The sequence below is a fragment of the Siccirubricoccus soli genome, assembly GCF_024178315.1.
GTDB lineage: Bacteria > Pseudomonadota > Alphaproteobacteria > Acetobacterales > Acetobacteraceae > Siccirubricoccus > Siccirubricoccus soli.
In genome coordinates, this window is the sequence record NZ_JAMZIK010000152.1 from 1 (window position 1) to 25,891 (window position 25,891).

Sequence of the window (25,891 nt, forward strand, 5' to 3'; positions counted from 1 at the left end):
GGCGCCGCCAGGCGCCGGCACCGCCGCCCCCAGGCCGCGGCGCCGGCAGAGGCGACGCCGCTGCTGCGCGCCTTCTTCACCTGCGCCGCGCCGCCCGCGCAGAACATCGGCATGGGCTGGGTCGCGCGCGGGCCGCTGCGGCAGGGCTGAGCGCGACAGGTCCGAGCGCCGGCCGCCGGTGCCATTGCGCGCGGCCGGGCGCCCGGCCGCGATCCTCGCGGGACAGGATCGCGACGCGCCACCGCGGAGCGGCGCCGCCGCGGACCAGGATCGGCACGCCGCCGCTGGAGTCGCGCTGCACCTCGCCCTGCCCGGCAGCGGCGCGCGCAGCCCGCCAGCCGATCCGCTCTAGCCGGACCGGCCGGAACGGCCTAGCCTCCCCGCGACCTTGCCCGAGGCGGCTCAGGTCTGGGACGGGAAACGATCAATGACTGAGATCAGATACCTCGCGCCCCGTACGCTCGAGGATGCGGTGAGCGCTTTCGCCGCCGCACAGGGCGCAGCGAGCGGGACGGCGCGGATCCTCGCCGGGGGCACCGATCTGCTGGTGCAGATGCGCGCCGGCGTGGTGCAGCCGGGCACCATCATCGACATCAAGAAGATCGAGGAAGTCACCGCCATCACCGAGCAGCCGGATGGCAGCTTCGTGATCGGCGCCGCGGTCAGCGGCGCGACGCTGCATGACCATCCGCGCTTCGGCAAGGTATGGCCCGGCGTGCTGGAAGCGGTGAACCTCATCGGCTCGAAGCAGGTGCAGGGCCGCGCCTCGCCGGGCGGCAATCTCTGCAACGCGTCGCCGGCCGGTGACAGCGTGCCGGCGATGATCGCGGCAGGCGCCGTGGTGACGGTGCAGGGCCCCAATGGCCGCCGCACCCTGCCGGTGGAGAAGGTGCCGGCCGGGCCCGGCCGCACCACCCTCACGCCCGGCGAGATCCTGGTGAGCTTCACCCTGCCGGCGCGCCCGGCGGGCTCCGGCGACGCCTATCTGCGCATGATCCCGCGCACCGAGATGGACATCGCCGTGGTCGGCTGCGGCGTGAACCTCACCATGGCGGGCGGCAAGGTCACCGCGGCGCGGGTCGGGCTCGGCGCCGTCGCGCCGGTGCCGCTCCTCGTCGAGGATGCGGCGAAGGCGCTGATCGGCTCGACCCTGGACGAGGCCGCCCTGGAAGCGGCCGCCGCCGCCTGCCGCGCCGCCTGCAACCCGATCAACGACAAGCGCGGCACCATCGCCTACCGCACCAAGGTGGCGGGCGTGCTGCTGAAACGCACCGCGGCGATCGCCGCCGAACGCGCCGGGAGGAAGTGATCCAGATGGCCAAGGTCCATGTCACGACGACCATCAATGGCGAGCCGACCGAGTTCCTCTGCGAGCCGCAGCAGAGCCTGCTGGATGCGCTGCGCAACAATCTCGGCCTGACCGGCACGAAGGAAGGCTGCGGCACCGGCGATTGCGGCGCCTGCTCCATCACCCTCGACGGCCGCCTCACCTGCTCCTGCCTCGTCCTCGCGGTGGAGGCCGATGGCCACAGCATCGGCACCATCGAGGGCATGGCGCAGGGCGACAAGCTGCACCCGCTGCAGCGGAAATTCCTCGAGATGGCGGCGCTGCAATGCGGCATCTGCACGCCGGGCGTGCTGATCGCGGCGCGCGCCCTGCTCGAGAAGAACCCCAACCCGACCGAGACCGAGGTGCGCTTCGGCCTCGCCGGCAATCTCTGCCGCTGCACGGGCTACGACAAGATCGTCCGCGCCGTCATGGATACCGCCGCCGAGATGAGGGAGACCGCGTCGTGAACGTCATCACCCCGACCGAGAACAAGTGGATCGGCGCCCGCACCGTCCGCCCGGACGGCGCCGACAAGGTGACCGGCCGCGCCGCCTATGCGGCGGACACCACCATGCCGGGCATGATCTGGGGCAAGGTGCTGCGCAGCCCGCATGCCCACGCCATCATCAAGTCCATCGACACCAGCAAGGCGGAAGCCCTGCCGGGCGTGAAGGCAGTGGTGACGGCGAAGGACATCGTGGACTTCCCGGTGGACAAGTCCGTCATGCTCGGCATCCAGGACATGCGCTGGATGTGCCGCAACGTGATGGCGCGGGAGAAGGCGCTGTTCCACGGCCACCCCATCGCCGCCGTCGCCGCGACGACGGAGGCGACCGCCGCCGAGGCCTGCAAGCTGATCGAGGTGGAGTACGAGGTGCTCCCCCACGTCATCGAGATCGAGGACGCGATCAAGCCGGATGCGCCCATCCTGCACGACTTCCTGAAGCATGAGGGCAAGCCCTCCAACATCGCCGGCACCATGGTGGCGAAGCTCGGCGACATCGAGCAGGGCTTCGCCGAGGCCGATGTCGTCATCGAGCGGACCTTCCGCACCCGCCCGGTGCACCAGGGCTATATCGAGCCGCAGGCCTGCACGGTGAGCTATGCGCCCGATGGCCGCGCCACCATCTGGTCCTCCTCCCAGGGCCAGTTCATGGTCCGCGCCATGACCTCGCTGCTCACGGGCGTGCCGCAGAGCAACATCCGGGCGATCCCGGCCGAGATCGGCGGCGGCTTCGGCGCCAAGACCATCATCTATCTCGAGCCGGTGGCGCTGCTGCTCTCCAAGAAGTCCGGCCGGCCGGTGAAGATGGTGATGAGCCGGGACGAGGTGATGCGGGCCACCGGCCCGACCTCCGGCTCCTTCTCCACCGTCAAGATCGGCGCGAAGAAGGACGGCACCATCGTCGCCGCCCAGGGCACCTTCTACCTGCAGGCGGGCTGCCTCCCCGGCTCCCCGCTGCGCGGGCCGGTCGGCTGCTCCTTCGCGCCCTATGCCATCCCGCATGTGCTCTCGGTGGGCTACGACGTCGTCTCCAACCGCTCCAAGGTCGCGGCCTATCGCGCCCCGGGCGCGCCGCTCGGCGCCTATGCGACCGAATGCGTGCTGGACGAGCTGGCGGAGAAGCTCGGCATCGACCCGCTGGAGCTGCGCCACAGGAACAGCGCCAAGACAGGGATGAAGGCGGCCTATGGCGCCACCTTCAACCAGGTGACCTTCGAGGAGACCATCGAGGCGATCCAGAACCACGAGCACTACAAGTCGCCGCTGGAGAAGAACCCGCGCCCGGGCATCAAGCGCGGCCGCGGCGTCGCCTCCGGCTTCTGGTACAATGCGGGCGGCGAATCCTCGGCGCAGGTGAACCTGACCGAGGACGGCAACGTGGTGGTCACCACCGGCCATCCTGATGTCGGCGGCTCCCGCGCCTCCATCGCCAATGTCACCGCCGAGCTGCTGGGCGTGGAGCATGACCGCGTCTCGGTCATCATCGGCGACACCGCCTCCATCGGCTTCTCCAACCTCACCGGCGGCAGCCGCGTGACCTTCGCCTCCGCCATGGTGGTGACGCAGTCGGTGGAGAAGGTCATCGGCCAGCTCAAGGAGCGGGCGGCGAAGATCTGGAAGATCGACCCCGAGGCGGTGATCTACGAGAACGGCGCCTGCCGGCCGGCCGGCCCGAATGCCGGGCAGTTCCCGCCGCTCGCGCTGAAGGACCTGGCGGCGAAGGCGAATGAGACGGGCGGGCCGATCGGCGCCGGCGTCCAGCTCAACACCCAGGGCGCGGATCCGGGCTTCGCCACCCATGTGGTGGATGTCGAGGTCGATGTCGATCTCGGCATCGTCCGGGTGCTGCGCTACACCGCGGCGCAGGATGTCGGGCGTGCCCTGCATCCCAGCTACGTGGAAGGCCAGATCCAGGGCGGCGTGGTGCAGGGCATCGGCTGGGCGCTGTCGGAGGAATACCTCTACGACCGGCAGGGCCGGCTGGATAACGCCAACTTCCTCGACTACCGCATGCCGGTCTGCTCCGACGTGCCGATGATCGAGGCGGTGGTGCTGGAGATCCCGAACCCGCGGCATCCGCAGGGGGTGAAGGGCGTGGGCGAGGCGCCGATCGTGCCGCCGCTCGCCGCCATCGCCAACGCGGTCTATGACGCGCTGGGACGGCGCTTCTACAGCCTGCCGATGTCGCCGCCGAAGGTGACGGAGGTGATGGACATGAAGCTGGCGGCCGAGTAGCCGCCAGCCCGCCGCTCCGGGGGCCGCGCCCCCGGAGCCCCTTGCCGCGCTGCGCCGCCTTCAGGCGGCGGCGCGGCGCCAGAGCGCCAGGGTGGCCGGCGTCTCCGGCTTCAGCGCTATCCGCTCGCTGGCCAGGGCTGCCGCCAGCGCCTTCTCCCCGCCGCGGAGCGCCGCCTCCACCAGCGTCAGATCCAGCAGGTCGCGCTGTGCATGGCTGCCGCCGAAGCGGTGCGCGATATGGCGGATCGGCCGCAGCAGCCGGATCGCCTCGGCATGATCGCCGCGGCTGAAGGCCAGCATCGCCCGGACCGCCGGTGCCCCCACCTTCCGCGTGAAGCGGGCATTGTCGCCGGGCCCGGCCATGGCCCGCTCCTGCGCCGCCAGCACCTGCGCCACCGCCTCCGGCCGCCCGGCGCCGATGAAGGCCAGCACGGCGTGCAGGTCGTTGAAGGCATAATTGCCGGCGGCGGCATGCTGCTCCCAGCCATCCGCGACCGCCTGCCAGCGCTGGCCGACATCGATGCCGCGGAGGTGCAGGCGCCAGAGCAGCGCCGCGGCGTCGATCAGGTCCATCACCACCGGCGAGGGATCGCCGAAGATCGGCCCGTCATGGAGCCGCAGCACCTCCTCCACCTCGCCGAGATCGAGGTGGTAGAGCGCGAGGTGCCACCAATTGTGCCGGGCGAAGAAGCTGCCCTCGGTCCAGGCGGGGATGTCGGCGCGCATCCAGGCGATGCCCTCGCGCTGCCGCCCCTGCATCTCCAGCACATGCGCGACGGCGTGCTGCGCCCAGCCATCCTGCCGCTCCAGCGCCACGGCCTGGCGGCCGCTGGCCTCGGCCTGGGCGTAGAGGCCGCTTTCCTCCAGGCCGAAGGCATGCATGCCGAGGATGGCGTGGTAGCCCGGCATGCCGGCGCTCCAGCGCGGCCGGGCGCGGGCGATGCGGTCGCGCAGCATGCGCGCATCGCCGAGCAGGAAATCCAGCAGGTGCCCCACCTGCAGCGCCAGCAGGTCGTGTGGCTCGGCGATCGCCACATCCTCCAGCAGCCGGGCGGCCGCCTGGAACTCCCCGGCCACCAGCCGCTCGATCGCCGCAAGGTGGCCGCGCTCCCGCGCCGTGGCCGGCAGGTGCTGCGCGGCGGCCAGCGCCTCCCGCGCCACGGGCAGGCCGCCCGGCTCGGTGCCGACCAGATGCAGCCAGGCGCGGAGCGCATGGGCCATGACGAAGCCGGGGCTGTGCGCGATGGCGGCATCCACCGCCGCCACCGGGTCCCCGACATAGCAGCGGAATTCCCGCAGCGCCTCCCCGTAGAGATCGGCCGCCTCGCCGCTGGCGCCGCTCAGCGCCAGGCCCCATTCATCCTGTCTCTGCATGGCAGTGCCTCCTCCTTGCCTTTGGGTGAATTGGCGGGGACCTTCCCCCTGGCCCGGGCTGCAATGCGAGGCCAAAAGTTACAGCGCGGACAGAGATATGTCATGCAGGCGGCATTTCTGGCGGCGGTGCCCGGCCACCGGGACGGCATTGCCAAGCCGGAGCCAATCGGTTGAGATCGCGGCGGGAATCGTCCGCGGCGCCGGTTTTCCGCACGGTCCTTCCGGCGGCTGCCGTCCTGCGGGCCTTGCCGCAGCGCAGCCTGGCCCGGCCGCAGGGCGCGCCGCCCTTCATCCCCGGCCAGCATTGAGAGGGACAGGGCACAGCATGCCGCACTCGGCCATCGTTCTCGGCGCCGGCATGGTCGGCGTCTCGGTGGCGCTGCATCTCCGGCGGCGCGGCTATGAGGTGGCGCTGGTGGACCGCAACGGCCCCGGCGAGGGCGCCAGCTTCGGCAATGGCGGGCTGATCCAGCGGGAGGCGGTCTATCCCCACCCCTTCCCCCGCGCTATGGCGGAGCTGCGGCGGATCGCCGGCAACCACGCCATCGACGTCTCCTACCACCCGCTGGCGCTGCCGGGCTTCGCCTCCCCCCTGCTGCGATACTGGTGGCATTCGGAGCCGCGCCGCTACCTGCAGGCGGTGACCGCCTATGCGAAGCTGATCGTCACCTGCGTGGACGAGCACGAGGCGCTGGCCCGCGGCACGGAGGCGGAGGCGCTGCTGCGGCCGATCGGCTGGATGCGGCTGTTCAGCGACCCAAGGCTGCTGGAAGCGGCGCTGGCCCAGGCGGAGATCGCCCGGCGTGACTATGGCGTGAACTACCAGGCGCTGGATGCGAAAGGGCTGGCGGAGGCGGAGCCCTCCCTCCTCGTCTCCCGCACCGGGGCGATCCATTGGACGGACCCGCTCTCAGTCAGCGATCCGCATGCGCTGACGGTAGCCTATGCCAAGCTGTTCACCACAGAGGGCGGCCGGCTGCTGCGCGGCGACGCGCTGACGCTGGCCCGGGCCGGCAGCGGCTGGCGGGTGCAGACGGACTCGGGGCCGGTGGAGGCGGCGGAGGTGGTGGTGGCGCTCGGCGCCCATTCCGCCCTGCTGACGCGGCGCTTCGGCTATGCCCCGCCGGTCTTCGGCAAGCGCGGCTACCACATGCATTACGGGCTGCGCGGCAATGCGGTGCTGCACCGGCCGGTGCTGGACACCGAAAGCGGCTTCCTCCTGGCGCCGATGCGGGCCGGCATCCGCCTGACCACCGGCGCGGAATTCGCCCGGCTGGATTCCCCGGCAACGCCCGTGCAGCTCGAGCGCGCGGAGCCGGTGGCGCGCAAGCTGCTGCCGCTGGGCGACCGGGTGGAGGGCACGCCCTGGATGGGCGTGCGGCCCTGCACGCCGGACATGCTGCCGATCATCGGGCCCCTTCCGGGACAGGCGGGGGCGTGGTGCGCCTTCGGCCATGCGCATCAGGGGCTGACCCTGGGGCCGACGACGGGGCGACTGCTGGGGGAGATGATGACGGGGACCAAGCCCTTCACGGACCCGGCGCCGTACCGGGCGGAGAGATTCGCCTAGATGTGCGGTCCCGTGATGAGGTGGTGCGGGTTGCTCTTGAAGCCTGATGGATTTGTGGTCCAGGCATCGCAGAGGGCCTGGAAGGGTGTTCGCCATCGCAGTGCCTTGAGGTGCTTGGCGAAGTTGTAGGCCTGGACGAAGGCCAGGACCTGGCCCCGGACCCCGGTCCGGGTCTGGATCCGTCTGTATGTCACGCGGCGGCTGGCAGGAGCACGGCCTGGGTCCGCAAGGTGGGGCCTCTCGTCGCCGGCGGGGTGAAGGTGGCCGGCCGGCGGCGCCATTCCCAGGGCGGCTGGCGCTGCGCCTCCGGCAGGGCCCAGAGGCCGCGGCGGGCGGCGCGTGCCTCGGCCTCCAGCCGCAGCAGGGCAGGGTCGTCGGTATAGGCGCGATAGACCCAGGCGGCGCCCTGGCGGACCAGGGCGGCATTCACATCCTTCCTGCCGGCGATCACCCGGCCGAGCGTCCGGCCGTAGCGGTCCACCCCCAGCACCTGCACCTTGACGCGCCGGCCGAAGGTCAGCTCCGCCAGCGCCTGTCGCGCCCGGCTGCCATAGGGCTGGCGGGATTCCGGCGTGTCGATGCCGGCCAGGCGGATGCGGCGCTGCTTGCGGCCGTCATCCAGCAGGGTGAGGGTGTCGCCATCCGCGATCGCGACGACCTTGCCGAGGATCTCCCTGGCCTCGGCGGGCAGGGCGAAAAGGAGGAGCAGGAGGAGCGGCAGCAGGCGGCGCATGCGGGCGAGAAAGCCGGCGCAGGGCGCAGACCCTGCCGGCCATGCCCGGCCCGAAGCCATCCCGCCCGGCGCTGCCTCACCTGGTTCCGCTTCGCCTGGAGCTGTCCTGGTCCGGATCTCCGGATGCCTCTCGGCGGCAGGGGTGGGGAAGATGAGCAAGGCTGATGGCTGCGACATAATGTTCTTATTATGTTCTAACCCATCCCCCCTGTCCAGCCCGGCGGAGTTTAGTCCGCCAGCACCGCCTCCGCCTCCCGCACCACCGCCTCCAGCGCGCCCGGCTGGAAGGGCGAGATGAGCCCGGCCGAGGCGACCAGCGCCTGGAAGGGCGCCGAGCCGCCGCGGCCGCACAGCGCCACATACTCCGCCAGCGCCGCCTGCGGGTCATGCCGGGACTTCACCCAGAACTGCAGGGCGCAGCATAGCGCCAGGGTGTAGTCGATATAGTAGAAGGGCGAGCGGTAGATATGCGGCTTGGCCTGCCAACGCCCGCCCTTGGCCGGCCAGGCGAGGTCGCCGTAATCCGTCCAGGGCATGTAGCGCCGTTCCAGCCGCTGCCAGATGGCGTGGCGCTCCTCGGGCGTCGCCTCCGGCCGGGCATAGACCTCGTGCTGGAAGTGATCGACACAGACGCCATAGGGCAGGAAGGCCAGGGAGGCCTCCAGATGCATCCGGCGGAAGCGCTCCGCCGCCCCCTCCCCCACCAGCAGGCCGATCTGCGGCAGGGTGAGGAATTCCAGGCTCATGGAATGGATCTCGGCCGATTCCATGGTGGGCCAGAGATAGTCGATCCCCGGCAGAAACCGGCTTTCCCAATTCTGGAAGGCGTGGCCCATCTCATGGGTGAAGACGCCGATATCGTGATGCGTGCCATTGAAATTGGCGAAGATGAAGGGCGTGCCGATGGTGGGGAAGCTGGTGCAGAAGCCGCCCCCCGCCTTGCCCGGGCGGTTCTTCATGTCGAGGAAGCCGCCCGCCTCCATGCCGCGGTAGAATTCCGCGAGGCGCGGGTCCAGGCGGTCGAACATCGCCTGCGCCGCGGCCACCAGCACGTCGTGGTCGCCGATCGGCTTCGGGTTGCCTTCCGGGTCGATCAGCGCCTCGTCCCAGAAGCGCAGCCGATCCCAGCCCAGGCGCTGGCGCCGCGCCTCCAGCAGCCGCCCGACCAGCGGGGTGACATGGGTCAGCACCTCCTCCCGGTAGCGCGCCACCTCGGCCGGGCCGTAATCGGTCCGGCGCATGCGGCGGTAGCCGAGCGGGGTATAGTCCGGGAAGCCGAGCTTCACCGCCATGCCATGGCGCAGCCGGACGAGCTCGTCATAGATCCCGTCCAGCGCCGCGCCATGCTGGGCGAAGAAGCCCCAGCGCAGCGCCTCCGCCCGGTGGCGCATTTCGCGGTCCGGCGATTCGGCGAAGGGGGCGAGGCCGGAGAGGTTCACCACCTGCCCGCCGATCTCAAGCTTCGCCGAGGCCAGCAGCTCCGTGTAGCGGGCGCCGAGCTTCGCCTCCTCCTCCAGCTCCACCTTGATGGCGGGATCGAAGGTGGTGATGTCGGTCTCCCAGAGCTGCACCGCATGGCGGCCGGCCAGGCGCTCCAGCGCCGCGCGGTCCGGCAGGGCGAGCAGGGCACGCTTCACCGCCACCTCATGCTCGGTGGCGACGGGGGCCAGCGCATCGGCATATTCCCGCGCCGCCTTGGCCTCCGGGCTGGTCGTGTCCTGGGAGAAGCGGAGATGGACGAGGGAGGCCCAGCTCTCATAGGCGCGCCGCTGCGCATCCCATTCGGCCAGCGCCGCCTCCACCTCGCCCGCCGCGATCCGCGCCAGGACGGAGCGCGCCTCGGCCGCCAGCCCCGCCTCGGTCGGGGTGGGGAAGGCGAGATCGGCGAAGCGGGGAAAAGCGGTCATCCTGCGGCCTCCTTCACGCCAGCGGGGCCAGCCGCGCCAGGGCCAGCCGGGCCCGCTTGCCCTGCAGCACCAGCCGGCCGGCCACCACCACCGTATCGTGCCGGGCGAGCGCCGGCCCATTGGCGATCGCCGCCTCCCCTTCCAGCAGCACGGCATGGCTGGGGCCGGCGAGCGGCACCAGCGCCAGCTCCTCCTCCAGCTCGAGGATCTCCACCGAGCCGCGCCAGCGGGCCCGCTCGGCGATCAGGTTCAGCACCATGGACGGGCCGCCGAAGGGCTCGCACAGGGCCGGCCAGTCGCCGCTGAAGGTCGTGGGGCTGGCAGGGCGGTCCAGCACCAGAGGCGGGTGCCCCGCGAAATCCAGGCGGCAGCCGGGGCCTTCCAGCAGGGCGATGATGCGCTCCTGGCCGGCATAGGTGGAGAAGGGCGCCGGCCCGTCGATCCAGGCGAAGGAAAGCTGCCACCCCTCCCCGGTCACGATGTCGGCCTTGCGGCCGAGGCCGTTCCGCCAGGGCGTCACGTCCAGGTCGGCGAAGCGGCGAAGGCGGTCCGGCATGGCGTCAGATCCCCGAAAGCGGCGGCACGGTGTCGGTGAAGGAGGGACGGGCGGCGATGGTTTCCCACCAGGCGGCGAGCTTCGGCCGGCCCTGCCGCCAGGACCAGACACGATGCCGCCGCTCGGCATAGCCGAGGACACAGCCCAGCACGATCCGCGGCGCGTCCGGCGGGCCGGCGAGGGCCCAGGCCTCGGCCTCGGCCTCCAGCGCATCGGCCACGCGATTGGCGCGGGCTTCCTCCAGCGCCAGAACAGCCGGGGAGCGTTCCTCCGGCACCCGCCGCAGCTCCCGGTTCCACACCGCGATGCCGTCCAGCAGCCCGATGACGCGGCCGAGCGCCGCCTGGGCCCGCCAGCGCGCGGGGCCGGCGGGCGGCAGCAGGCGGTGCGGGGCGCCGAGCGTGTCCAAATGGTCGAGGATCAGCACCGTCTCCGTCAGGGCGGTGCCGTCCGGCAGCACCAGGGTGGGCACGCGGCCCACCGGATTGTGCGGCAGGAGGCGGGAGGCAGGGTCGCGCAGCGTCGCCTCCAGCTCCTCGACCCGCGGCAGCAGCGCCGTCTCCCGCAGCGCCACGCGCACCGCCCGGGCGAAGGGCGAGCCGGCGGAGTGGTAGAGGCGCATCGTCTTCCCCTTGTTGCGCAGGATCGGGGGCTTTGCCCCCGATCCCCCAACCGGGGCCAGGACCTGGCCCCGGCCCCCGGTCTGAGTTTTAGCCTCGACGGTTCAGCCTGCCGACTCGCACCGGGGTCCGGGGGGGGGTCCACCCCCCGGCGGGGGTGCGGGGGGCAGCGCCCCCTGCCGGCCCCCCTAACGCCGCGCCCGCGCCGCCTCCACCGGGGCGATGCGGATATGCGCATCCTTGTTGTCCTCCGCCGGGCGGCGGATGGCGGAGGAGAAGCGCTGCGCCGCCCAGGGGGCGACCTCGAACTGCGTCTCCCGCTCCATCACCCGGATGCGGCCGATCTCCTGCCGGGTGACGTTGCCGCGGCGGCAGAGGAAGGGCAGCACCCAGCGCGGATCGGCATTCCCGTTCCGCCCGAGGCTCATGCGGAACCAGATGCCCGGCTGCCCGTCGCCCTGCGGCGCGGCATTGTCGCGCCGGCCGCGCGGCGCGGGGGGTGCGCGCTCGGCCATGGCGGCCAGTTCCTCCGGCGCCGGCAGGGGCGCGCGGAGCTGGCGGATCAGCGCCGCGGCCAGCGCCTCGGCCGGCTGGTCGGCCAGGAGCTGGCGGGCCATCTCCTGCTCATCCTCGGCGGCCTCCTCGGCCACCAGCGTCCGGGCCTGCTCGAGGATGCGGGCATTGTCCTGCGCCCGGATCGCCTCGGCCGAGGGCGCCGGGCCCCATTCGGCGCGCACCCGCGCCTCCACCAGCAGGCGTTCCGCCCCGCGGCGGCGGTTATAGGGCACGAGCAGCACGGAAGTGCCTTTCCGCCCCGCCCGGCCGGTACGGCCGGAGCGATGCAGCAGCGTCTCCGGGTCGTTCGGCAACTCGGCATGGATGACCAGGCCGAGATCCGGCAGGTCGATGCCGCGCGCCGCGACATCGGTCGCCACGCAGACCCGGGCGCGGCCGTCGCGCAGCCCCTGCAAGGCGCGGTTCCGCTCGGCCTGGGAGAGCTCGCCGGAGAGCGGCACGGCGGCGAAGCCGCGTTCGGCGAGGTTGCCATGCAGCCGGGCAACGGTGGCGCGGGTGCGGCAGAACACCATGGCGGCGCGCGCCTCGAAGAAGCGCAGCGCGTTCACCACCGCGCGCTCCATCTCATGCGGCGCGATCAGCAGGGCGCGGTAGTCGATATCGCCATGCTGCGCGCCCTCGTCGCCGGCGGCGATGCGCAGCGCGTCGCGCTGGTAGCGGGCGGCGAGCTGGGCGATGCCCTTCGGCACCGTCGCTGAGAACATCAGCGTCCGGCGCTCGGCCGGCGTGGTCTCGAGGATGGCTTCCAGCTCCTCGCGGAAGCCCATGTCCAGCATCTCGTCGGCCTCGTCGAGGACGACGGCGCGGATGGCGGCGGGGTCGAGATTGCCGCGCTCCAGATGGTCGCGCAGCCGCCCGGGGGTGCCGACGACGATCTGTGCGCCGCGCGAGAGCGCCCGGCGCTCGGCGATCGGGTCGGTGCCGCCGACGCCGGTGACGACGCGGCCGCCGGCCGGGGCGTAGAGCCAGGCGAGCTCCGCCTGGACCTGCAGGGCAAGCTCCCGCGTCGGCGCGACGACGAGCGCCAGCGGCGCGCCGGGCGGCGGCAGGCGTTCGGCCTCGCCCATCAGCTCCGTGGCCATGGCGAGGCCGAAGGCGACGGTCTTGCCGGAGCCGGTCTGGGCGGAGACGAGCAGGTCGCGGCCGGCGGTCTCCGGCGTCAGGACGGCAGCCTGGACGGGGGTGGGTTCGGCATAGCCGCGGGCGGTGAGGGCGGCGAGCAAAGGCGCGGGAAGTACGGGAAACGGCATCTCAGTTCACGCTCCCTCCCCCGCCGCAGGGGCGAGGGCCGGGCTGGGGATATGACAGGATTCGGCGGCGAGGCGGCAGGCAGGCGCCACTGCCCCCCGACCGCGATGGGCAGGGGCTCTCACGCCACCAGCCTCGATTTGCGCTGCGTCCGCAGCACATCCTCGATCCAGCGGTCAAGCCGGGCGGTCTCGGCCATGGCCTCGTCGCGGGCCGGGTAGCCCTCGGGGAAGCGCAGGGACAGCCAGCGCCAGGCGACCAGGCGCTTATGGGTCTTCTCGGCGCGCTCCAGCTCCTCCCGCCCCGCCCGCTCGGGCGGCGGCAGGCGGCCGGCGGAGGGCGGCGCGACGGGGCGGCCGGCGCCATGCTCGATGGCCCAGCGGGCGAGGCGCGCCACGCCATTGTCCCGCTCATCCACCGGGCAGAGCGCGTAGGTCCAGCGCTGCAGCAGGGAGAGGCCGGCCACGCCGTCGATGGCGGAGGCGACCGCCATGGCCTGGGTGAGGTCGGCCAGACGGTAATTCGGATCGTCGGCCCGCAGCACGGCGCGCTTGATGCGCGCCAGCACGCCGAACAGGCTGTCCGAGCCGATCTCCTGCGCCACATTGGCGATGATGTCGGCATCGGGCTGCACCAGCGGCCGGGGATCCTCCGGCAGGGCGGGCGGAGCCTCCAGCAGCGCCCGGACCGTCTCCGGGCTGCCGCCGCCGGCCAGCACCGCCACCACGCCTTCCTCGAAGCGACCGTAGCGGCCGGCCCGGCCGCCGATCTGCTTCACTTCCTGGGCGTTCAGCTCCCGCCGCTCCTCGCCGTCGAATTTCCGCAGCGTCGAGAAGACCACGCGACGGATCGGTAGGTTCAGCCCCATGCCGATGGCATCCGTCGCCACCAGGATATCGGCCTCGCCCTCGCGGAAGCGGGCAGCCTCGGCGCGGCGCACTTCGGGGGAGAGCGCGCCATAGACCACTGCCACACGCTTGCCGCGGCGGACCAGCTCGGCGCGCAGGTCGAGCACCTCCCGCCGCGAGAAGGCGACCAGGGCGTCGCCGGGCCTGAGATCGGCGAAGGGCACCGGGCCGCGGGCGGCGACCAGCGGGCTCTTGCGCTTCAGGGAGACTTCCTCGACCGGGTCACCGCAGAGGCTGGCGATGCGCTTCACCATCGCGCCCGCCTCCGGCGCGCCGAGGACGTAGAGGTGCCGGGCCGGCGCGCCCATGATGGCGGCGGTCCAGGCGGCGCCGCGATCGCGGTCGCCGAGCATCTGCGCCTCATCGACCACCGCCACATCGACCGGCAGGTGGAAGGGGCACATCTCGACCGTCGCGGCCAGGTGCCGGGCGCCGGGGACCGGGATGCGCTCCTCCCCGGTGGAGAGGGAGGCGAGGACGCCGCGGCTGCTCAGCGCGTCCTTGAACTCATGCGCCAGCAGGCGGAGCGGGGCGAGGGCCATGCCGCTCTCGCCCGCCGCCAGGGCATCGAGGGCGGTGTGGCTCTTGCCGGAATTGGTCGGGCCGGTGACCAGGGTGATGCGCCGGTTCAGCGCCCGCGCCGTGGCGAAATGGCCGGCATAGCGGTCCAGCGCGGCGACCCGGGCGATGGCGGCATTGCCGGCGCGGGTGCCCCTGCCGATGACCGGGGCGGCGGGCCGCGCCTCCTGCCGCCAGCCGGGGACGGCGCGGCGCAGCGGGGCCAGCTCGGCAGGATCGAATTCCCATTTCTCCCGCCCGCCCCGCTGCGGGATGCGGCGGGCGATCGGGATCAGCCCCTCGGCGATCCAGCGCGCCGCCTCCTTCTCCGAGCAGTCGAGCAGGGCGGGGATGGCGCGGAACTCGACCAGGGAGTGCTCCCAGGCCTTGAGCCGCTTCACCTCCTCCCGCCGTTTCTCGCGGGCAGCGGATTCGGCGTCGCGGCGCTCCTTGCGGCGGCGCTGCTCCAGGCCGCCGACGGCGTCGAGGAAGGGGGCGGCGGCGTCGCCCAGCAGGCCGAAGGCGCCCGCCACTTCCCGCGCCAGGGTGGCGTGGCGGTCGGCGGAGAGGGCCTGGGTGCCGGATTCGGTCAGCTCCGCCAGCACCGCCTCCAGCGCCGCCTCGGGCGAGGGGCCGAGGGCGCGGAAGCGGCGGGCGAGGACGGCATCGAGGGCGGCCAGCAGGGTGGCGTCCTCGGGCTCCAGCTCGGTGGTTTCGCCGGCCGCCAGTTCATTGTCGGCACGGCGCACCCAGGGGCGGCCGGCGCGGTTGGTCAGGTCGTTCAGCCGGGCGATCCAGGCGCGGCGGCGCACTTCCAGCAGCGCGGCGCGCACGGCGGCGGCATCGGCGGGCATGCGGCGCGCCACCCGGCGGATCAGGGCGGGCATCTCCCGGCTCTCCACCGCGAGGCCGCTGGCCAGGATGGCCGCCTCGGCGGGGGACAGGGCGGACGTCGGACAGTCTTCGAGATCCGGCGCGGCGCCAGAGGACAGAGTCAAATCGCAGAACTCCACGCGGCCGAAGGGCGGGCCACGCTGGTTGGGAACGAGTCGGGGGAAGGCCGGTTGCCGCCCTTCTAGGCGAAACCGGGGGCAAAGAGCACCCCTTCCGGCACATGCCCGATATGGGGGCGGCGCGGGCGGATTGCCAGCCCCGGCCGCCGGCGCCATCCTGCCCCTGGAACGTCAAGGGAGTGCAAAGGCCGCGTGCCGAATGATCGCCCCGCGGCCGCGGCGCCGAGCCCGCAGCGCCATATCCTGCTCGGCATCCTGTTCATGTGCGCGACCGCACTGTTCTTCCCGCTGATGAGCGGCTTCGGCAAGGCGCTGGGAGCGGAATATTCCTCGCTCCAGGTCTCCTGGGCGCGGGCCTTCGGGCATATCCTCTTCCTGCTCGGCGCCTTCCTGCCGCGGCACGGGCTGGGGCTGCTGCGGACGCGGCGGCCGGTGCTGCAGCTCACGCGCTCGGCGCTGCTTTTCACCTCCAACATGGCGCACTTCTTCGCCATCACCTTCATTCCGCTGGCGAAGGCGGCCTCCATCAGCCTCGCCTCCCCGCTCATCGTCGCGCTGCTCGCCTGGCCGATGCTGGGGGAGCGGACGACGCCGGCCCGGGTCGCGGCGCTGCTGGTCGGGTTCCTTGGCGTGCTGGTGGTGATACGGCCGGGGATGGCGGTGTTCCACTGGGCCTCGCTCTTCGTCCTGCTCAGCGCCACCTGCTACGCGCTGTACCAGATCCTGACCCGGCGGGTGGCCGGGGTGGACAGCCCGGAGACCTCGACGATCTTCTCCTCCGTGGTCGGCGCCTTCGGCATGCTGCTGGTGCTGCCCCTGGTGTGGAAGACGCCGCAGAGCCTGCCGCACCTGCTGATGTTCTGCGGCATGGGCGTGCTGGGGGCGACGGGGCATTACTGCCTGGCGCGGGCGCTGAGCTATGCGCCGGCGAATATCGTTTCGCCCTTCCAGTACTGCCAGCTCATCGGCTCCGTCGCGATCGGCTGGCTGCTGTTCGGGGACTGGCCGGATGCCGGGACCTGGCTGGGGGCGGCGATCATCGTGGCGGCGGGGTTGTGGATCGGCTGGACGCAGACGCGGCCGCGGCGGTGAGGCGGAGCGGCGCCTGACCGCAATGTGCGCCCGCGATGCAATGCGGGGCCGGGCCCGGGATGGTCAGTGCCGAGACGTTTCGGCGGAGCCGCGCCCGCTCAGGCCGAAAGGAAGGCCAGCCGGTCCGCCTCCAGCACCAAGCAGGTCAGCTCCCGCCCGAAGACCGCGCCGGTGTCGATGCCGATGCGGTTGGCCTTCACCACCGGCCCGCGGCTGGGCGAATGGCCATGCACCACCACGGCACCGAAATCCGCCTCGGAGTTCAGGAAGGCGTGGCGGATGCGCAGCAAATCGTCCGGCTCCTGCGCCGCCAGCTTCACGCCGGGCCGCACCCCGGCATGGACGAAGAGATAGCCCCCCACCGCATGGGAGAGGGCGAGGCCGGCGACGAATTCGCGGTGCGCCAGCGGGATGCCCTCGGCCCAGCCGGCGGGGTCGGCATCGGCATCCAGCCCCCAGCTCGCCAGCGCCTCCCGCCCGCCATGGAAGCGCCAATCGGTGATCGCCGCCCGCTCCCCGGCCAGGGCGTCCAGCATGGTGCGCTCATGGTTGCCCATCAGGTTCACCACGGGCAGGCCGGGTGCCGGCGGGCCGGCCAGCAGCAGCGCCAGCACCCCGGCGCTGTCCGGGCCGCGATCCACGAAATCGCCGAGATGCACCAGCAGCGGCCGCGCCACCGGCCGGGCGGCGAGGTCGGCGGCGATCTGCCGGTGCAGCGCGGCAAGGCGCTCGGCGCAGCCATGCACATCGCCCACGGCATAGACGCGGTGGCCGGCCGGCAGGCGGCCCGGCGCGGGCTGGAAGGCGGGGCTCACTCCGGTCGCAGCCCCATGGCGAGGGTGCGTTCGTCCATCCGCGGCTCGTAGCGCAGCCCCCGCCGCGCCGCCCAGGCCGCCAGCGGCCGGACCAGCGGGATCACTGGCACATCCTCCGCCGCCAGCCGGAGCGCCTGGCGCAGCATCGCCTCCCGCGCCGGCGCGGCCTCTGTCGCCATCGCCTGCTCCACCAGCGAATCGAGCGCCGGGTTGCTGTAGCGGCCGAGATTGGCGGAGCCGCGCCGCAGCACGGGATCGTAGGTGCCGAGGACATGCGAGAGCGGGTTGCTCGCCTCCCCGGTCAGGCTGGTCCAGGAGGCGAGGCGGGCGGCGAAATCGAGATGCATGGAGCGCGCCGTGTAGCCCGCCCAGGGCAGCGTGACCACCTCGGTCGCCACCCCCACGGCGTCCCACATCCCGGCCACCGCCTGGGCCATGGCGAGGTCGCCGAGATAGCGCCCCTGCGGCCCGAGCAGCAGCAGGCGAAACCCCTCCGGATAGCCAGCCTCCGCCAGCAGCCGCCGGGCCAGGGCGGGGTCGTGGCGCGGCGGCGCGATCCCGGGGTCGAAGGAGGGGGTGCCGGGCGGCAGCCATTGCCCCGCCGGCACCGCCGCCCCGCCGAGCACGCGCTCCGCCAGCGCCGCCCGGTCGATGGCATGGGAGAGGGCAAGGCGCACCCGGCGGTCCCGGAAGGGGTTCGCGGCCAAGGGCCGGCCGAGGCCATCCGTCACCTGCGGCGCCTGGGGGTGGCCGAGGTCGAGCTGCAGGAACATCAGCCGCAGGCCGGGGGTGACGAAGACGCCGAAGCGCGTGTCGCGCCGGAAGGCGGCGAGGTCGGCGGCCGGCACCTGCTCGATCAAATCCGCCGCGCCGCTGCGCAGCGCCGCGGCGCGTGCCGCCTCCTGCGGCAGGACCTTCAGCGTCACCCGCGCCCAGGGCTCGCGCGGGCCGAAATAGTGCTCGTTCCGCACCAGCTCCGTCCGCTCGTTCGGCAGGTGGGACAGCAGGCGGTAGGGGCCGGTGCCGATGGCGGCGCGGCCGCTGTTGTAATCCTCCGTCGTCGCCCCCTGGCCGGCATGGCGGGAGACGATGGAGAGGGTGCTGAGCTCGAGCGGCAGCTGGGCATGCGGGCGACGGGTGGTGATGCGGAGGACCAGCGGCTCCGTCACCTCCACCCGCGCGACCATGCGGAGCAGCCCGCCGAAGCCGCCCGGGCCGTTCGGCACCGCCTTCGCCCGGGCCAGGGAGAAGGCCACGTCCTCCGCCGTGAAGGGCCTGCCGTCATGCCAGAGGACGCCGGGCACGAGGCGGAACTCCCAGGCATCCTCGCCCACCTGCCGCCACTCCCGCGCGAGGCCCGGGCGGGGCTGGAAGCGCGCATCCCGCTCCACGAGGCGGGAGAAGACATGCGCGGCGAGCTGGCTGTTGGGGGAAGCATTCAGCACATGCGGATCGACCGAGCTGGGCGGCACGGCGATGCCGAGCACGACCTCATCCGCCGGGCGCTGCGCCGCCGCGCCCCCCGCCAGCATCGTCAGGCCCAAGGCGGCCCCGATCAGCGCGCGGATTCGCGGCGCCTGCACCCTGTTCCCCGGCAACATGTTCCGCGCAGCGTTGCGCCGCCGTCACCCGAAGGCAAGCCCCGATGCCGTGACGCGGCGGGGGTTCTGGCCAAGCGCCGGCGGCCATGCCAGGACTCTCCGTGCAGGAGTTGGGAGGAGCGCATGCTCGAAGTGGAGAATGTCACGGCGCTGAAGGCCTATGTCGGCAAGAAGCTCGGCAGCAGCGACTGGCTGGTGGTGGACCAGAAGATGATCGACCAGTTCGCCGAGGCGACGGGCGACCATCAATGGATCCACATCGATGTGGAGCGGGCGAAGAAGGAGATGCCGGGCGGCAAGACCATCGCCCATGGCTATCTGACGCTCTCCCTGCTGCCGAAGCTGAATCAGGGCATCTTCAAGATCACCAAGCGCAAGCGCGGGGTGAATTACGGCTCGAACAAGGTCCGCTTCACGGCGCCGGTGCCGGCCGGCTCGCGGGTGCGCGGGCACCTGACGCTGAAGAACATCGAGGACCTTGGCAATGGCTGCTCGCGCCTGACCATGGAGGCGTCCGTGGAGGTGGAGGGCAACGAGCGGCCGGCGCTGGTCGCGGAGACGCTGTCGCTGGTTTACGAATGAGGCAGGGGCGCCGGCCCTGACGCTGGCAGAGGGCTCTGCCCTCTGCGCTCCCGCCGGGGCCAGGACCTGGCCCCGGACCCCGGACGGAGTCCGGCTGGCCGAACTGCCCAGCTCCGCCTAGCCTGACCGCAAGGCACGAGGGGGAGGACGCCGTGATGGCCGAGGCTGGCAATCTGCGCGAGCGGGTGAAGGAACCGCCCTCCCCGCTGCTGGTGGAAAGCTACTACCGCGGCGCCGTCGCCCGCGCCCAGGCGCTGGTCTTCGACCATGAGATGTGGGCGCATCTGGCGCATGGGCTGATGCTGGAACGCCAGGGCGTCGTGGCGCGGCCGGCGATCGCCGCCTGCCTGGCGGAAGTACTGGCCATGGCGGAGGCGGGGCCGGAGAGCGTGCCGGTCGATCACCGGCAGGAGGATCTCTATTCCTATGTGGAGCGGCGGATCATCGCCGCCCTCGGCCCGGATGTCGGCGGGCGGCTGCATACCGGGCGCAGCCGCAACGACCTGAACGCCACCACCTGGCGCATGGCGCTGCGCTCGGCGCTGATCGAGGTGCAGCGCGGGGTGCTGGCGCTGCGCGCGACGCTGCTGCGCCTCGCCGAGCAGCATGCCGGCACGGTGATGCCAGGCTACACCCATGGCCAGCACGCCCAGCCCATCACCTTCGGCTACTGGCTGCTGGCCGCGGCCGATGTGCTGGCGCGGGACCAGAAGCGCCTGGCCGGCGCCTTCGCCCATGCCGATCTCTGCCCGCTCGGCGCCGGGGCGCTGGCCACCACCGCCTTCCCGCTGGACCGGGCTTACACAGCGGCGCTGCTCGGCTTCGCCGCGCCGCTCGACAGCGCCTATGACGCCGTCTCCTCCCGCGACGATGCGCTGGAGGCGGCCGCCGCCATGGCGCTGCTGATGACCTTCCTTTCCCGCCTCGCCACCGACCTGATGGCCTGGGGGAGCTGGGAATACGGCTTCCTGGAACTGGCGGACCGGCACAGCGCCGTCTCCTCCATCATGCCGCAGAAGAAGAATCCGGTGGCGCTGGAGCATGCGAAGGCCGCGGCGGCGATGGTGACCGGTTCGCTCGGCGCGGCGCTGGCGATGACGAAGAACACCGGCTTCGCCGATGTGAACGACGCGGTGACGGCGGTGAACGAGCCGGTGCTGGACGCCGCCGCCCGCACCCGCCGGATCCTCGCGCTGCTCGAGGAGGTCTTCGCCGGCCTCACGCTCCGCCCCGCCCGCATGGCCCAGGCGGCGGCGGAGGGCTTCGGCACCGCGACGGAGCTGGCCGATGTAATCGTGCGGGAGAGCGGCCTCTCCTTCCGCCAGGCGCATGGCATCGTCGCCACGGTGGTGCGACAGGCGCTGGAGCAGGGGCGCGCGGCCGGCAGCATCACCGGGGCGGAGCTGGACGCGGCGGCAGAAGCCGCCGGCATCGCCCCGCCGCGCCTGGCGCCGGCGCTGGTGGCGGCGGCGCTGGACCCGGCGGGAAACATCGCCGGGCGCCGCGTGCCGGGCGGGCCGGCGCCGGAGGCGATGGCCCCCGCCCTGGCCGCCCGACGCACCGCCTGGGCGGCGGAAAGCGCGACGCTGCAGGCGGTGGAAGGGCGGTTGGCCGCGGCGCGGCAGAGCTGCTTCGCCGCTGCCCGGGCGCTGGTGGGCTGAGGCCCTGCCCGGGCGCGCTGCGCCACCGGACCATCGGCACCCGTCGATCCGCCATGGGCAGGCGGCGTCGCAGTGGTTCGATACGGGAATGCCGCTTTGCAGGGGCGGTGCGGCTGCCTATCTCCGGGGGCGGAGGTTCACTGCCATGACCACCCGCAAGGCCTGGCTTCTCGGTGCCGCGTTCCTCGGGCTCGGCGTGCTGACCCTGCCGCAGCCGGCCGCGGCCCGTCACTGGCATGGCGGCCCGCATGTCGGCGTCGGCTTCTATGTCGGCCCGCCGGCCTATTGGGGGCCGCGCTGGTATCCGCCGCCGGTGGCCTATTACGTGCCGCCGCCGATCTATTACGCGCCGCCCCCGGTGATCTACACGCCGGCGCCCGGCACCACTTGGCCGGGCGGCCAGCCCTATATCCCGGGCTATGTGCCGATCACCCCGGCCAGCCCGCCGCCGGCGGTGACGCCGCCCATCGCCGCGCCGGCGCGGCCGACGCGGTAGGGCCGGCCAGGCATGGATGAGGCGACGTCAGGCACGGGCGTCGCCTGCCGGGACGCCGGGTGGCGCCGCAGGTCGCAATGCGCCGCGCCGGCCCGGTGATGCGCCCGCACGGGACTGCCCGCTTGCAGCTTGATCCCTGACGGGCCGGAGCCGCCGGCCCTCGTTGCTATTCCAGCCGGATATCCGCCCGCCGGATCACCTCCCGATATCGGGCGATATCGGCATTCAGCACCGTGGCCGCCTGGCCGGGCGAGCCGCCGGCCGGGCCGAAGCCGGATTCCACCAGCTTCGCCCGGAAGGCCGGATCGGCGAAGGCGGCGTTCACCGCCTGGGCCCAGCGCTGCGCCACCCCCTCCGGCAGCCCGGCCGGGCCGAACAGCATGTACCAGAGGTCGATGTCGTACTCCGGCAGCCCGGATTCGATCATCGTCGGCACCTCCGGCAATTGGTCGGAGCGGGCGCGGGTCGTCACCGCCAGGGCGCGCAGCCGGTTCTGCCGGATATGCGGCAGCACGGTGGAGAGCGTGTCGAAATTGACGTTCACCACCCCCGCCGTCAGGTCGATGGTCGCCGGCCCGCTGCCGCGATAGGGCACATGGGTCAGCTGCGTCCCGGTGCCCAGCATGAACAGCGCCGCCGCCATGTGCTGGCTGGTGCCGACTCCATTGCTGGCATGGTTCAGCACGCCCGGCTGCGCCTTCGCCAGCGCGACGAATTCGGCGACGCTGCGGGCGGGCGAGGTCGCCGGCACCACCATCACCAGCGGCACGCTCGCCACCTGCGCCAGCGGCGTCACGTCCCGCTGCGGGTCGAAGGGCGGGTTGCGCATGGCCAGCGGCACCTGGACGTTGTTGGAAAGGGTGCCGAGCGTCACCGTATGCCCATCCGGCCGCGCCCGCGCCGCGGCGACCACGGCAATGGTGCCGCCGCCGCCGGTGCGGTTCTCCACCGCCACGGGCTGGCCGAGCTCCTCCGAGAGCTTCGGCGCGATCAGCCGCGCCAGGATGTCGGTTCCGCCGCCCGGGGCGAAGCCGACCAGCATGGTGATGGGGCGCGAGGGAAAGGGCGCCTCCTGCGCCGCCGTCCCGAAGGGCAGCAGCGAGCAGGCGAGCAAGATCCCGCCCAGGTGGGTCTTCAAAAGGGATCGGCGAGGGCTGCCGTGTTCCTGCCGGAACATGGCTGCCACCGGGGCAAGCCGGCCTCGCCAGGACACGCCGCGGACCCCTTCGGGGCAGGCTCTCAGCCGCATTCGGACATCCTCCCGTTTTGCCGCCATCCTGCGGCAGCCAGGCTCAGCCGAACAGGGGCGTCACGCCGAGTTCCCCCGCCAGCCCGTCCAGCGTGGCGCGCAGCGGCGGAGGGATGGGGATGCCCTCCGCCGCGCGGCGGGTGCGGGTGGCGTGGCTCTGCTCGCCGGGCAGGAAGATGCGGTCCACGCCGGGCAGGCGCTGGCTGCCGCGCAGCTCTCGCGCCAACGCATCCACCCGGGCGCGGAAGGCCGCCGGGTCGCCGAAGGCGGCGATGTCGATGGCGAGGATCGCCTGGCCGGTATTGGTCACGCTGGTGTCGTCGGCGTTGAAGTCCACGACGTCGCGGCCCATCGCCGCGCCGTTCAGCGTGCCGGCCAGCAGGCCGAAGATCAGCGCGAGGCCATAGCCCTTGTAGCCGCCGATCGGCAGCAGCAGCCCCTCACTGGCGCGCTTCGGGTCCAGCAGGGGCTGGCCCAGCTTGTCGATCATCCAGCCTTCCGGCATCGCCTCGCCGCGCTGGGCCTTCACCTTCACCTTGCCATAGGCGGCGACGGTGGTGGCCATGTCCAGCACGATGGGCGGTTCGTGTTCCGTGGGCACGGCCACGGCGATGGGGTTGGTGGAGAGCAGCAGTTCCAGCCCGCCCCAGGGCGGCAGATGGTTGGCGCTGCCGACGGCGAGGTAGAGGCCGATCATCCCCGCCGCCATGGGCATGCGGGCATAGAGGCTGGCCGGGCCGGCATGGTTGCCCATGCGCACGCCGCACCAGGCGACGCCCTGGGTGCGGGCCTTGGCGATGGCGGTCTCGGCCGCCAGCGTCACGGCGAGGTGGCCGAGGCCGTTATCGCCATCGATGAGGGCGGCGGCGGGGCGTTCCTCGATGATGCGCGGCTTCGCCTTCGGGTTCATCCCGCCGGCGCGGATGCGGCGGATGTATTGCGGCAGGCGGAAGACGCCATGGCCATCGGCGCCAATGAGATCGGCCTCGGCCATCAGGCCGGCGACGGTGGCGGCATCGGACGCGGGTACGCCGGCGGCGGTGGTGCAGCGGGCGATGAAGGCGCGGAGCGTCTCCGCAGAAACCATCTCGGACATCCAACCCTCCTCACGAGGGGGGCTTTGCCCCCCTCGCGCTCCCCCCACCAAAGGCCGAAAGGCCTTTGGAAACCTTGTTTACGCAGGCTGCGCCGCGGCGGCCTGCAGGCCACGATATTCGAGCATGGCCAGGAGGGCGACGAAAAGCGCCTGGACGACGAGGAAGATCTCGCCCAGCAAGTTTGGAGCAACCCAGCCCAGGGGCAGCAGCAGCAGGCTGTCGAGCGCCCAGAGGGCATTGCCCAGGATGACCACCCAGAGCAGCCAGCGGGGCAGCGCGCTGCGGCTCGCCATCCAGGCCAGGGCGGCGCCGGCCAGCAGCAGGAACAACCCGCTCTCGCGCAGCAGCGCGATGGGCAGGTGCAGGAAGCCACCAAGCGGCCCGGCGAAGCCCGCCAGCAGCAGCCCCATGCCGAGACAGGAGGCGGCATCCAGCCACAGCACGCGGCGGAGGAAGGCGGAGAGGATGAGCATGGCCCTCACCCCTTCGGCGCGAAATCGATGAAGCCGAGCACGGAGGCGAAGCGGCCATCCGCCGCCAGCAGCCCGATATCGGTGCCGCCCGCCAGCGCCTCCCCGCCCGCGGGCCCCAGCGCCCAGGCGAAGCGCAACCGGTCGTGATGCGCATCCGCCCCGCCGCGGCGGCTGAAGGCAAGGCCGGGGAACTGAAGCTGCGCCCCCTCGATGAGGGCGGCGATGCCGTCCTGGCCCTCCGCCGCGTGCAGCGGGTCCAGATAGGTCGCGCCCTCGGCGAAGGTCTCGGCGATCAGAGCGCGGCGGCGGACGGGATCGGCCTCGTTCCAGCAGGCGATGTAGCGGTCGATCAGCGCGTCATGCGTGGACATGGGGTTTCTCCTCGGTGGGCGGCGGGAACACCTCGCCGCTGCCGGGAGATCACCCCGCTTCGCGTGCGGATTCGATAACCTCGGAGGTCATGCCGTGCTGATTGAGCCGCGGTGCGCCATGGCGGATGCGTGGGCGTTCGCCGTCGAAGGAGAGCGGCAGGGCCACCAGGGCGAAATCCTCGCCCGGCACCGGCTGCAGCATCTCCATCGCCGTGGTCTGCTTTTCGGCCAGGATTTCGGGGATGGTGTTCACCGGGGCGCAGGGCACGCCGGCCGCCACCAGCTTTTCCGCCAGCACGGCGCGCGGCCAGGGGGCGAGCAGTTCGGCGATCTGCGGCAGCAGCGTCTCCTTGTTCGCCAGCCGGGCGCGGTTGGTGGCGAAGCGCGGGTCCGCGGGCCAGTCCGGCGCGCCGATGACGCCGCAGAATTTGGCGAAGAGCCGGTCATTGCCGCAGCAGACCAGCAGCGGGCCATCGGCGGTGGCGAAGGCCTGGTAGGGGACGAAATTCGGATGGCCGGAGGCATGGCGTTCCGGCAGCTTGCCCATGTTCACATAAGCGCTGATCTTCTGCCCCGCCCACATCAGCGCCGTCTCGAACAGGCTGGTATTCACCACGCAGCCGCGGCCCGTGCGGCGGCGCTGCTCCAGCGCGGCGAGGGCGCCGATGACGGTCCACATGCCGGTGCCCTGGTCCACCACGGAGGCACCCATGCGGACCGGCGGGCCATCCGGCTCCCCGGTGATGGAGGAGAGGCCGCAGAAGGCCTGGAACAGCGGCTCGTAGCCCGGGCGCAGGCGGAGCGGGCCGAGATGCCCGAAGGCGCCCATCTCGCAGTAGATCAGCTTCGGGAAGCGGGCCGTCACCACCGCCGCGCCGAAGCCCAGCGCATCGGCCACGCCGGGGCGGAGATTGTGCAGCAGGATGTCCGCGTGCGAGAGCAGGCGGAACAGCGCGTCCAGCCCTGCCGGCGATTTCAGGTCCAGCGCGAGGCTGCGCTTGCCGCGGTTGAATTCGTGGAAGTTCAGCGCGTCCCCATGGCGGAAGGGGGGGCCCATCTGGCGGGCGTCGTCGCCGCCTTCGGGCTTCTCGACCTTCCAGACCTCAGCACCGAGATCGGCGAGGATGGCGCCGGCGAAGGGCCCGGCGAGGACCTGGCCGAGTTCCACGACCTTGATGCCTGCGAGGACGCTCATTCTCCCCTCCCCCGATCTTCCTCAGGACGTTGTCGCGTCCGGGCGCGCGACCACGCGCTCGACACCGTCGAGCGCACCCCAAGCCCACGCCATGGTCTGGTTTCGTGTCAAGGACGGAGCCACGCG

22 protein-coding genes and 1 pseudogene are annotated in these 25,891 nt (G+C 72.5%); 8 read left to right on the top strand and 15 right to left on the bottom strand.

The window, feature by feature from the left end; genetic code table 11:
* Window positions 1–427 precede the first annotated feature (427 nt).
* From NJ376_RS21865 to NJ376_RS21875, 3 genes are read left to right on the top strand one after another with little or no spacing between them, the layout of a single operon-like run.
* Window positions 428–1,309: an FAD binding domain-containing protein gene (locus NJ376_RS21865; protein WP_252955410.1), complete on the top strand. Its 882-nt coding sequence runs from the start codon at window positions 428–430 to the stop codon at window positions 1,307–1,309.
* 5 nt (window positions 1,310–1,314) lie between these two features.
* Window positions 1,315–1,797: a (2Fe-2S)-binding protein gene (locus NJ376_RS21870; RefSeq protein ID WP_252955411.1), complete on the top strand. Its 483-nt coding sequence runs from the start codon at window positions 1,315–1,317 to the stop codon at window positions 1,795–1,797.
* On the top strand, window positions 1,794–4,070 hold the full coding sequence (locus NJ376_RS21875; RefSeq protein ID WP_252955412.1) for a xanthine dehydrogenase family protein molybdopterin-binding subunit: 2,277 nt from the start codon (window positions 1,794–1,796) through the stop codon (window positions 4,068–4,070). Before NJ376_RS21870 ends, NJ376_RS21875 begins: the two co-directional genes overlap by 4 nt.
* Before the next feature lie 60 nt (window positions 4,071–4,130).
* Here the strand turns inward: NJ376_RS21875 and NJ376_RS21880 are convergent, their stop codons facing one another.
* Window positions 4,131–5,444: a tetratricopeptide repeat protein gene (locus NJ376_RS21880; RefSeq protein WP_252955413.1), complete on the bottom strand. Its 1,314-nt coding sequence runs from the start codon at window positions 5,442–5,444 to the stop codon at window positions 4,131–4,133.
* 325 nt (window positions 5,445–5,769) lie between these two features.
* Here NJ376_RS21880 and NJ376_RS21885 point away from each other — a divergent pair, with 325 nt between their 5' ends.
* Window positions 5,770–7,014 (top strand): NAD(P)/FAD-dependent oxidoreductase, encoded by a 1,245-nt coding sequence (locus tag NJ376_RS21885; RefSeq protein ID WP_252955414.1) that lies wholly within the window; start codon window positions 5,770–5,772, stop codon window positions 7,012–7,014.
* On the opposite strand, the pseudogene NJ376_RS21890 reads toward NJ376_RS21885, so the two are convergent.
* The 7 genes and pseudogenes from NJ376_RS21890 to NJ376_RS21920 all read right to left on the bottom strand — a co-directional run.
* Window positions 7,011–7,175 (bottom strand): annotated as a pseudogene (locus tag NJ376_RS21890) (IS481 family transposase); the annotation flags it as partial. The gene NJ376_RS21885 and the pseudogene NJ376_RS21890 sit on opposite strands and share 4 nt — an antisense overlap.
* A gap of 29 nt (window positions 7,176–7,204) precedes the next feature.
* Window positions 7,205–7,747 carry a thermonuclease family protein gene (locus NJ376_RS21895; RefSeq protein ID WP_252955415.1) on the bottom strand — a complete coding sequence of 181 codons (543 nt, stop codon included), beginning with the start codon at window positions 7,745–7,747 and terminating at the stop codon, window positions 7,205–7,207.
* Window positions 7,748–7,974: 227 nt separating this feature from the next.
* A complete protein-coding gene (locus tag NJ376_RS21900) occupies window positions 7,975–9,654 on the bottom strand; it encodes a M3 family oligoendopeptidase (protein ID WP_252955416.1) in 1,680 nt (559 codons plus the stop codon).
* A gap of 13 nt (window positions 9,655–9,667) precedes the next feature.
* Window positions 9,668–10,210: a HutD/Ves family protein gene (locus tag NJ376_RS21905; protein WP_252955417.1), complete on the bottom strand. Its 543-nt coding sequence runs from the start codon at window positions 10,208–10,210 to the stop codon at window positions 9,668–9,670.
* A gap of 4 nt (window positions 10,211–10,214) precedes the next feature.
* The gene (locus NJ376_RS21910) at window positions 10,215–10,832 is read right to left on the bottom strand and encodes a glutathione S-transferase family protein (protein WP_252955418.1); all 618 of its coding nucleotides are present in this window, start codon (window positions 10,830–10,832) and stop codon (window positions 10,215–10,217) included.
* A 186-nt stretch (window positions 10,833–11,018) separates the two neighbouring features.
* Window positions 11,019–12,656 carry a DEAD/DEAH box helicase gene (locus NJ376_RS21915; RefSeq protein WP_252955419.1) on the bottom strand — a complete coding sequence of 546 codons (1,638 nt, stop codon included), beginning with the start codon at window positions 12,654–12,656 and terminating at the stop codon, window positions 11,019–11,021.
* A 119-nt stretch (window positions 12,657–12,775) separates the two neighbouring features.
* Complete coding sequence (locus NJ376_RS21920; RefSeq protein WP_408906682.1) at window positions 12,776–15,064, bottom strand: helicase-related protein; 2,289 nt, start codon at window positions 15,062–15,064, stop codon at window positions 12,776–12,778.
* 261 nt (window positions 15,065–15,325) lie between these two features.
* Here NJ376_RS21920 and NJ376_RS21925 point away from each other — a divergent pair, with 261 nt between their 5' ends.
* A complete protein-coding gene (locus NJ376_RS21925; RefSeq protein ID WP_252955420.1) occupies window positions 15,326–16,225 on the top strand; it encodes a DMT family transporter in 900 nt (299 codons plus the stop codon).
* A 98-nt stretch (window positions 16,226–16,323) separates the two neighbouring features.
* On the opposite strand, the gene NJ376_RS21930 is transcribed toward NJ376_RS21925, so the two are convergent.
* Both NJ376_RS21930 and NJ376_RS21935 read right to left on the bottom strand, forming a co-directional pair.
* The gene (locus tag NJ376_RS21930) at window positions 16,324–17,040 is read right to left on the bottom strand and encodes a metallophosphoesterase (protein ID WP_252955421.1); all 717 of its coding nucleotides are present in this window, start codon (window positions 17,038–17,040) and stop codon (window positions 16,324–16,326) included.
* On the bottom strand, window positions 17,037–18,584 hold the full coding sequence (locus NJ376_RS21935; protein WP_252955422.1) for an ABC transporter substrate-binding protein: 1,548 nt from the start codon (window positions 18,582–18,584) through the stop codon (window positions 17,037–17,039). The genes NJ376_RS21930 and NJ376_RS21935 overlap by 4 nt, the downstream gene beginning before the upstream one ends.
* 180 nt (window positions 18,585–18,764) lie before the next feature.
* On the opposite strand from NJ376_RS21935, the gene NJ376_RS21940 reads away from it, so the two are divergent.
* From NJ376_RS21940 to NJ376_RS21950, 3 genes are all read left to right on the top strand, one after another.
* The gene (locus NJ376_RS21940) at window positions 18,765–19,223 is read left to right on the top strand and encodes a MaoC family dehydratase (RefSeq protein WP_252955423.1); all 459 of its coding nucleotides are present in this window, start codon (window positions 18,765–18,767) and stop codon (window positions 19,221–19,223) included.
* A gap of 155 nt (window positions 19,224–19,378) precedes the next feature.
* Window positions 19,379–20,884, top strand: coding sequence for an argininosuccinate lyase (argH, locus tag NJ376_RS21945; RefSeq protein WP_252955424.1), 1,506 nt, complete (start codon window positions 19,379–19,381; stop codon window positions 20,882–20,884).
* Window positions 20,885–21,029: 145 nt separating this feature from the next.
* Entirely contained in the window at window positions 21,030–21,380 is a 351-nt protein-coding gene (locus NJ376_RS21950) for a hypothetical protein (protein WP_252955425.1), read from the top strand.
* Between the two features lie 166 nt (window positions 21,381–21,546).
* Here the strand turns inward: NJ376_RS21950 and NJ376_RS21955 are convergent, their stop codons facing one another.
* The 5 genes from NJ376_RS21955 to NJ376_RS21975 form a co-directional block, all read right to left on the bottom strand.
* Entirely contained in the window at window positions 21,547–22,494 is a 948-nt protein-coding gene (locus NJ376_RS21955; RefSeq protein ID WP_252955426.1) for a Bug family tripartite tricarboxylate transporter substrate binding protein, read from the bottom strand.
* A 178-nt stretch (window positions 22,495–22,672) separates the two neighbouring features.
* Entirely contained in the window at window positions 22,673–23,725 is a 1,053-nt protein-coding gene (locus tag NJ376_RS21960) for an Ldh family oxidoreductase (RefSeq protein WP_252955427.1), read from the bottom strand.
* Window positions 23,726–23,803: 78 nt separating this feature from the next.
* Window positions 23,804–24,199: a hypothetical protein gene (locus tag NJ376_RS21965; RefSeq protein ID WP_252955428.1), complete on the bottom strand. Its 396-nt coding sequence runs from the start codon at window positions 24,197–24,199 to the stop codon at window positions 23,804–23,806.
* A gap of 5 nt (window positions 24,200–24,204) precedes the next feature.
* Window positions 24,205–24,570 carry a nuclear transport factor 2 family protein gene (locus NJ376_RS21970; RefSeq protein ID WP_252955429.1) on the bottom strand — a complete coding sequence of 122 codons (366 nt, stop codon included), beginning with the start codon at window positions 24,568–24,570 and terminating at the stop codon, window positions 24,205–24,207.
* A gap of 49 nt (window positions 24,571–24,619) precedes the next feature.
* A complete protein-coding gene (locus tag NJ376_RS21975) occupies window positions 24,620–25,765 on the bottom strand; it encodes a CaiB/BaiF CoA transferase family protein (RefSeq protein ID WP_252955430.1) in 1,146 nt (381 codons plus the stop codon).
* Between the last annotated feature and the right edge of the window lie 126 nt (window positions 25,766–25,891).

Coding starts and splice junctions, on each gene's coding strand:
- NJ376_RS21865 (WP_252955410.1), top strand. CDS start 428: ATGACTGAGATCAGATACCTCGCGCCCCGTACGCTCGAGGATGCGGTG.
- NJ376_RS21870 (WP_252955411.1), top strand. CDS start 1,315: ATGGCCAAGGTCCATGTCACGACGACCATCAATGGCGAGCCGACCGAG.
- NJ376_RS21880 (WP_252955413.1), bottom strand. CDS start 5,444: ATGCAGAGACAGGATGAATGGGGCCTGGCGCTGAGCGGCGCCAGCGGC.
- NJ376_RS21885 (WP_252955414.1), top strand. CDS start 5,770: ATGCCGCACTCGGCCATCGTTCTCGGCGCCGGCATGGTCGGCGTCTCG.
- NJ376_RS21895 (WP_252955415.1), bottom strand. CDS start 7,747: ATGCGCCGCCTGCTGCCGCTCCTCCTGCTCCTCCTTTTCGCCCTGCCC.
- NJ376_RS21900 (WP_252955416.1), bottom strand. CDS start 9,654: ATGACCGCTTTTCCCCGCTTCGCCGATCTCGCCTTCCCCACCCCGACC.
- NJ376_RS21905 (WP_252955417.1), bottom strand. CDS start 10,210: ATGCCGGACCGCCTTCGCCGCTTCGCCGACCTGGACGTGACGCCCTGG.
- NJ376_RS21910 (WP_252955418.1), bottom strand. CDS start 10,832: ATGCGCCTCTACCACTCCGCCGGCTCGCCCTTCGCCCGGGCGGTGCGC.
- NJ376_RS21915 (WP_252955419.1), bottom strand. CDS start 12,656: ATGCCGTTTCCCGTACTTCCCGCGCCTTTGCTCGCCGCCCTCACCGCC.
- NJ376_RS21940 (WP_252955423.1), top strand. CDS start 18,765: ATGCTCGAAGTGGAGAATGTCACGGCGCTGAAGGCCTATGTCGGCAAG.
- argH (WP_252955424.1), top strand. CDS start 19,379: ATGGCCGAGGCTGGCAATCTGCGCGAGCGGGTGAAGGAACCGCCCTCC.
- NJ376_RS21950 (WP_252955425.1), top strand. CDS start 21,030: ATGACCACCCGCAAGGCCTGGCTTCTCGGTGCCGCGTTCCTCGGGCTC.
- NJ376_RS21960 (WP_252955427.1), bottom strand. CDS start 23,725: ATGTCCGAGATGGTTTCTGCGGAGACGCTCCGCGCCTTCATCGCCCGC.
- NJ376_RS21965 (WP_252955428.1), bottom strand. CDS start 24,199: ATGCTCATCCTCTCCGCCTTCCTCCGCCGCGTGCTGTGGCTGGATGCC.
- NJ376_RS21970 (WP_252955429.1), bottom strand. CDS start 24,570: ATGTCCACGCATGACGCGCTGATCGACCGCTACATCGCCTGCTGGAAC.
- NJ376_RS21975 (WP_252955430.1), bottom strand. CDS start 25,765: ATGAGCGTCCTCGCAGGCATCAAGGTCGTGGAACTCGGCCAGGTCCTC.